Source organism: Lactiplantibacillus garii, from assembly GCF_003885105.1.
Lineage (GTDB): Bacteria > Bacillota > Bacilli > Lactobacillales > Lactobacillaceae > Lactiplantibacillus > Lactiplantibacillus garii.
Window position 1 is genome coordinate 1 of sequence record NZ_QWZQ01000071.1, and the last position, 6,379, is coordinate 6,379.

Here is a 6,379-nt window from a genome sequence, read left to right on the forward strand (position 1 = left end):
ATGTTTGACAATTGAGTGAAAATAAACTACATTTGTTCCGATAAATAATTTCATGTTTATTTAATAAGAGAAAGGAATTTTCAATATGGAGATCACTGAATTACTAAAACCCGATATTATGATTATGGATCTAACGGCCACCACTAAACCGGCCGCTTTAGATGAAATGATTACGCAACTTTTTGAAAGCGGTATCATCAACAATCAGGCCCTCTATCGTCAGGATATTTTAAAGCGGGAAACCGAAGCCACCACCGGGATTGGTGACGGCATCGCCATGCCACACGCCCGGAACGCGGCCGTCCAACAGCCCGCCGTCCTATTTGCTCGTAGCCGAACTGGCATTGATTACAACGCCCTCGATGGAAAACCCGTTAACCTGTTTTTCATGATTGCCGTTCCCGACCACGCTAACGACATGCACTTGCAAGCCCTCGCCGCATTATCCTCGTTACTATTGGACCCGACGTTAATTGCGGCCCTTAAAACGGCGACGACCCCCGCCGAAGTTCAGCAGCTCTTTACGGCCGCACAACAAAAAAAGGCCGTCAAAGCGACCAGCCCCGCGGCAAAAAACACTGCTCAACAACCCTACCTAGTGGCCGTCACCGCCTGCCCCACCGGGATTGCACATACGTACATGGCCGAATCCGCCCTCCACGACGCGGCTAACCAACTAGGCGTTAACTTAAAGGTAGAAACGAACGGTTCGGAAGGCGTTAAACACCTGCTCACCGCCACAGAGATCGACCGGGCGGCGGGGGTAATCGTGGCCGCCGATAAAAAGGTTGCTATGGACCGCTTTAATGGCAAACCACTCCTCCAGGTTCCAGTAGTTGACGGGATTAAACGGCCGGAGGAACTAATTAAGCAGACTTTAGCTGGCAACGTGCCAACCTTTCACGCGGATGGCAGTGCGCCAGCTGCTACCGACCAAGCCCAAGCAACCGACGGACTTTGGCACCACGTTTATCAAGACCTCATGAGTGGTATTTCCAACATGTTGCCCTTCGTGGTTGGTGGTGGGATCCTGATAGCGATTTCATTCCTGTTGGAACAGTCGCTCGGAAAAAATTCCACCGCCTTCGTTTTCCTAAATTCGTTGGGCACCAACGCCTTTAGCTTCCTAATTCCGATTTTAGCGGGCTACATCGCGTATTCAATCGCTGACCGGCCCGCCCTGATGCCCGGATTCGTTGGCGGTTACATGGCCACCTTAGCCAGTGCCAGTGTGGTGAAAGCCAACGGGAGTGCCGGTTTTATCGGTGGCATTATCGCCGGCTTTTTGGCCGGTTACGTCATGCTCGGTTTAAAGCACCTCTTTCGCAAGATGCCTAAATCACTGGACGGGTTAAAACCGATGATTATTTTTCCGGTTCTTGGTCTTTTAATCGTTGGAACCCTGATGTACTTCGCAATTGACCCCGTTTTCTCAGTAGTCAACCTGGCCCTCGTTCACTTCCTAACCACGATGGGCACCGCCAACGCGGTCTTATTGGGCGCAATTCTCGGTGGGATGCAGGCCGTTGACTTGGGCGGCCCCGTTAACAAGGCGGCCTACACAACCGCTATCGGGGTTCTAAGTGCCACCGGTAACGGGAGTATGATGGCTTCCGTTATGATTGGTGGGATGGTTCCACCGTTAGCCATCGCCATCGCGACCACCATTTGGCGGCGTAAGTTCACCGCTGATGAACAGAAGGCCGGTATCAGTAACTACGTTTTAGGGATTTCCTTCATTACCGAAGGCGCGATTCCGTTCGCCATCGCCGACCCGGTGCGGGTTATTGGTTCCTGCTTGGTTGGTTCAATTCTGGGTGGCGGCCTAGCCCAACTTTGGCACGTTAGCGTCCCGGCGCCCCACGGCGGTTTGTGGGTCGTATTACTAATGCACAATCCCCTATTTTTCGTCTTTGCTCTGTTAATTGGCGCGCTCGTTGCCGGTACAATTTATGGCCTTTGGAAACAACCGCAGCAATAATCCTAGGTTAATCGTTCCGTTTTCGGTAGAATGGGACTAACGAGTCCATTTAAAGGAGCTATTATTTATGGATAATGACAATATTATTGACGTCATCTACAGTAAGCTCGGTTCAATGACCGCTACCGACCATAAGGTTGCCCAGGCAGTATTGGCCGCGCCACAAGCGGCCGTTAACTACACGATTTCCGAGTTAGCAAACAAAGCCCAGGTGAGCGAAGCTTCGATTTCACGGTTCTGCAAAAACCTGGATTTAACCGGTTTTCACCAACTCAAAATTCAGTTGGCCAAAGTAGCCGATGACGAGTCAACCTACTACGACGAAATCAACATCGATAACGTTCAGCAGGCCCTTACCAACATCAAAAGTAATAAGATTGCTGAAATCAGTAACACCCTCGCCGGTTTTGCAACTCCGGTGGTCAAAAAAATTTTGCACTTGCTGGATCACGCCCGGATCGTGCAATTAGCGGCGGAAGGTAATACTTACCCGGTCGTGGCCGACGCCATCTACCGGTTCAACCAAATCGGAATTTTGGCTATCGGCGACGAGTCGTGGTCCACGGCCATTGGACAAACGCTTAACCTAACGCCCGCCGACGTGTTACTCGTCATTTCCAATTCCGGCGAATCTAAGGCACTATTAAAGCAGGTAGACGTGGCCCACCAACGTGGCATGCAGGTTATCGCAATCACTAACCGGAAGGATTCACCGATTGCCCTGAAAGCCGACCACCACCTCAGGACTTCGGTGCGGCAACACGTGTTAAATTCGGATTACTACTTTTCTAGGGTAGCGGCCATGACCGCCACCGAAACGTTGTTTTTACTCCTAATTGCGGAGGACCGCCAACGGTTAAGTGGCATCCAGCGCCACGAAAATATTATTTCAACCGGTAAAATTTAGTATCGTACCATTAAAAAGACCGTCCCAGTAGATCAAGTAAGTTGATTCACGAGGACGGTCTTTTTGGCCATTAATCATCAATAATATAAAAGGCCCCGCCAATTAGCGAAAGCCTTCCCGGTTACGCAACCCGGGTCCGGGTCGTAATCTTTGCCTTATTCAACAGCACGGAACTCGTAACCACCGATAACGAACTGAACGCCATCGCTAAGCCGGCTAATTCCGGACTAAGTGACAGACCAATTGCAAAGAATACCCCGGCTGCCACCGGAATGCCGAGGACGTTGTAAATAAATGCCCAGAATAAATTGAGCTTAATCCGGCTAAACGTTTTTCTACTAAGCGCTAAGGCTTTATCCACGTCACGGAGGTCGTTTTTAACGAGCACGATCCCGCCGGCGTCAATCGCTACGTCGGTTCCAGACCCCATTGCGATGCCCACGTCGGCCACCGTCAGTGCCGGTGCGTCGTTGATGCCATCACCCACGAAAGCTACCTTACCAGTTTGCTGGAGCGCCTGCACGTGGTCGGCTTTATCCCCCGGCAACACGTCGGCAATCACTTGGTCAATCCCAACCTGCTGAGCCACGGCGTTAGCCACCCGCTGGTTATCACCTGTCAGCATTACCGTCTTAAGCCCGCGGGCCTTTAAATCGGCAATCGCTTCCCTGGAGGTTTCCTTCGCAACGTCTTGAATGGCAATCATCCCGATAATTTGGTCATCCAAGCCAACGTAAACAACCGTTTTGGCGGCGTCTTGTAACGCGGTTTCCCGCCGTTCCATCGCCGGGTCAAACTTAAAGTTAGCTAGTAACTTGTGGTTCCCAACAACCGCGGTGTGACCGTCCACTTGTGCGGCGACGCCCTTACCTTCCACGGCTTGGAAATTGTCCGCCGATTTAACGTCCACGTTTAATTCCTTGGCCCGGTTTAAAATTGCCGCGGCCAAGGGATGCTCGGAATTTTCCTCCAAACTAGCCGCCAGTGCTAAAACTTGGTCCTGATCACCAACAATATCCGTCACTTGGGGTTTACCAACGGTAATGGTCCCCGTTTTATCAAAAACAACGGTTTTCACGTCGTTCACGGCTTCCAGTACTTCACCGTTCTTAATGAGGATCCCCATCTTAGCTCCGCGACCGGTCCCAACCATTAACGCGGTGGGCGTCGCTAACCCTAAGGCACACGGACAAGCAATCACGACGACTGAAACCGCGAAAATTAACGCGTTTGCCAAACTCGCATTTAAGAAAACGTACCAAGTTAAGAAAGTCCCGATGGCTAAAATTAAAACGACCGGCACAAAAATATCCGAAACTTTATCGGTTAACTTTTGAATCGGAGCGTGACTATTCTGCGCTTTTCTAACGAGTTCTACGATTTGGGATAACATCGTCTGGTCGCCAACCTTGTTAGCTTTGAACAGGAAGGTTCCGTTGCTATTAATCGTCGAGCCAATGACGGCGTCGTCCACGTTCTTTGACACCGGCATACTTTCACCGGTCACCATCGATTCGTCGACGCTGGAACTTCCCTTTACAACGATTCCGTCGACCGGGATCTTTTGGCCAGGTTTCACCCGGAGCACGTCACCAAGAACCACTTGTTCTAACGGGACCCGCACGTACTGGCCGTCCCGTAAGACTTCGGCGTCCTTGGCCTGCAAATTAACCAGCTTTTCAACGGCACTAGACGCGTTGTTGCGCATCCGTTCTTCGAAAACCTGACCTAGTAAAACGAAGGTGGTGACGAAGGCCGCACTTTCAAAGAAGACCGCTTGGCCGGTCGCCATCGCGTAAATGCTGTAGAAGTATGCCGTAGCCGTTCCAATGGCGACCAACGTATCCATGTTGGCGTGGTGCTTCGTAAACGACGCCCAGGCACTTTGGATAAACGGGCCGGCCGAAACGACCATCACGACCGTGGTTAAAATTAGCTGGGTCCAAGCGCCCCCCGGCAACATCCAGCCGAACGGCATTAAGACCATGTTAGCCAGCATTGGGAGTGAAAAGATTAATGATATCCAAAAACGTTTTGTAATACTCATCCCTTAATCACAACCTTTCCGTGGAACATGTCCATGCCACAACTGAAATCAAAGTCTCCGGCCTGGTCGGTTGGTACCTCAACCGTCTGGGGTTCGTCTAACGGCAATTGGGCTTCAAAGCCCAGGGCCGTTGAGTGCACCACGTCCAGACACCCCTGTGCACTCGTGCGGGTAAAGGTTAATTCCGCGGGCACGCCCCGTTGCAACTCAACGACTGCCGGTTCGTAACCGCCCTTAACCGTAACGTTAACGCGTTGTTTCCTTTTATTATCCATGTTATGACCCCCGTTATTTAATGGTTAACTTGCCGTGAAACATGTCCATCCCGCAGGCCCACTGGTATTCACCGGGCTTGCTAGTATCAATCTCGATACTTTCCTGCTGATCTTTAGGTAACGCGCGGTTGATGCCAAAATCACTGAACACCACGTGATCAAGACAACTAGACGCGTCCTTGCGGGTGAAATTCAGTACCGCGGGCACGCCCCGCTTTAAAACCACGTTTTCGGGTGAATAACCACCGCTGACCTCAATATCAATCTGCTGTTGCTTACCAGTCGTTTGAGCACTAACTTCGGCCACCTCGTGTTTACCAAAGAACCACCATAAAATGAACCCAATCGCTGCTATCCCAACTAATAACACCACAATTTTAACCATGACAATTTCCTCCTAAATCAATGCTCTTTCACTCAATTTATGTTTACATCTGTAATCAACATAAATTATCATACAGCGATCGTTTACAATTGTCAACGATAAATCTAAAACTACGGGTAAAATAAAAAGCCCACCACGTCTGACGGATAGGCTTCCTTAATAATTTTATATAATAGCATTATGCTTGTGGATCGATTGAATTATTTTGATCTTCGGTAACTTCCTTTTCTGAACCAAAAAGGATTTTCATAACGATAACCAATAGTGCAATAACCGCAATCACAACCATGACGGCAATTAACGCAAAGTCCATTAACAATAAGTAGGACCGGGCCGAAGCAGTTGTCGGTGCAATTTGAATTAACGCTACTAAAATACTAAATAAAATGGCCATGGCCGCCGTATCAAAAAACGTGCGGGTTGCCCGTGAAACGTTTAACGTTGCGATTCCACCAGTGATCACATTAACAATTGCCAAAATCGTAATTACCGAGAAACCAGCCCCTGCGTACACGGCATAAACGTTTGCCGGTGCTTCAGTAATTACTTCTGCCGCACTAAAACAAATTAAAGCCACCAAATACGTGACAATTCCAATTTTAGTAAACGCTCGTAGCGGCCTAATTGACTTACGATCAATAACACCCCAAATGACAATTAATAAGATACTAACAACTAGTAGCATAGCTTCCATTTAATTTCCTCCTCACATAGCATTATTAATTTTAGCATAATAAAATTATATTAAAATTATTTTTTAAATTCAGCCATTAAATATTCTTTA

The 6,379-nt window shown here is 49.1% G+C and carries 6 protein-coding genes; 2 read left to right on the forward strand and 4 right to left on the reverse strand.

From position 1 onward, the window contains the following. Window positions 1-85: 85 nt before the first annotated feature. On the forward strand, window positions 86-1,981 hold the full coding sequence (locus D1831_RS13475; RefSeq protein ID WP_125073366.1) for a PTS fructose transporter subunit IIABC: 1,896 nt from the start codon (window positions 86-88) through the stop codon (window positions 1,979-1,981). Between the two features lie 67 nt (window positions 1,982-2,048). Next, window positions 2,049-2,888, forward strand: coding sequence for a MurR/RpiR family transcriptional regulator (locus D1831_RS13480; protein WP_125073367.1), 840 nt, complete (start codon window positions 2,049-2,051; stop codon window positions 2,886-2,888). A gap of 121 nt (window positions 2,889-3,009) precedes the next feature. Here D1831_RS13480 and D1831_RS13485 read toward each other — a convergent pair whose 3' ends face one another. The 4 genes from D1831_RS13485 to D1831_RS13500 all read right to left on the reverse strand — a co-directional run bounded on the left by D1831_RS13485 (window position 3,010) and on the right by D1831_RS13500 (window position 6,289). Continuing rightward, on the reverse strand, window positions 3,010-4,935 hold the full coding sequence (locus D1831_RS13485) for a copper-translocating P-type ATPase (RefSeq protein ID WP_125073368.1): 1,926 nt from the start codon (window positions 4,933-4,935) through the stop codon (window positions 3,010-3,012). Next, on the reverse strand, window positions 4,932-5,210 hold the full coding sequence (locus D1831_RS13490; protein WP_125073369.1) for a cupredoxin domain-containing protein: 279 nt from the start codon (window positions 5,208-5,210) through the stop codon (window positions 4,932-4,934). The genes D1831_RS13485 and D1831_RS13490 overlap by 4 nt, the downstream gene beginning before the upstream one ends. Window positions 5,211-5,223: 13 nt before the next feature. Next, the gene (locus tag D1831_RS13495) at window positions 5,224-5,595 is read right to left on the reverse strand and encodes a cupredoxin domain-containing protein (RefSeq protein WP_125073370.1); all 372 of its coding nucleotides are present in this window, start codon (window positions 5,593-5,595) and stop codon (window positions 5,224-5,226) included. 178 nt (window positions 5,596-5,773) lie between these two features. Next, a complete protein-coding gene (locus D1831_RS13500) occupies window positions 5,774-6,289 on the reverse strand; it encodes a hypothetical protein (RefSeq protein ID WP_125073371.1) in 516 nt (171 codons plus the stop codon). Window positions 6,290-6,379: the final 90 nt, after the last annotated feature.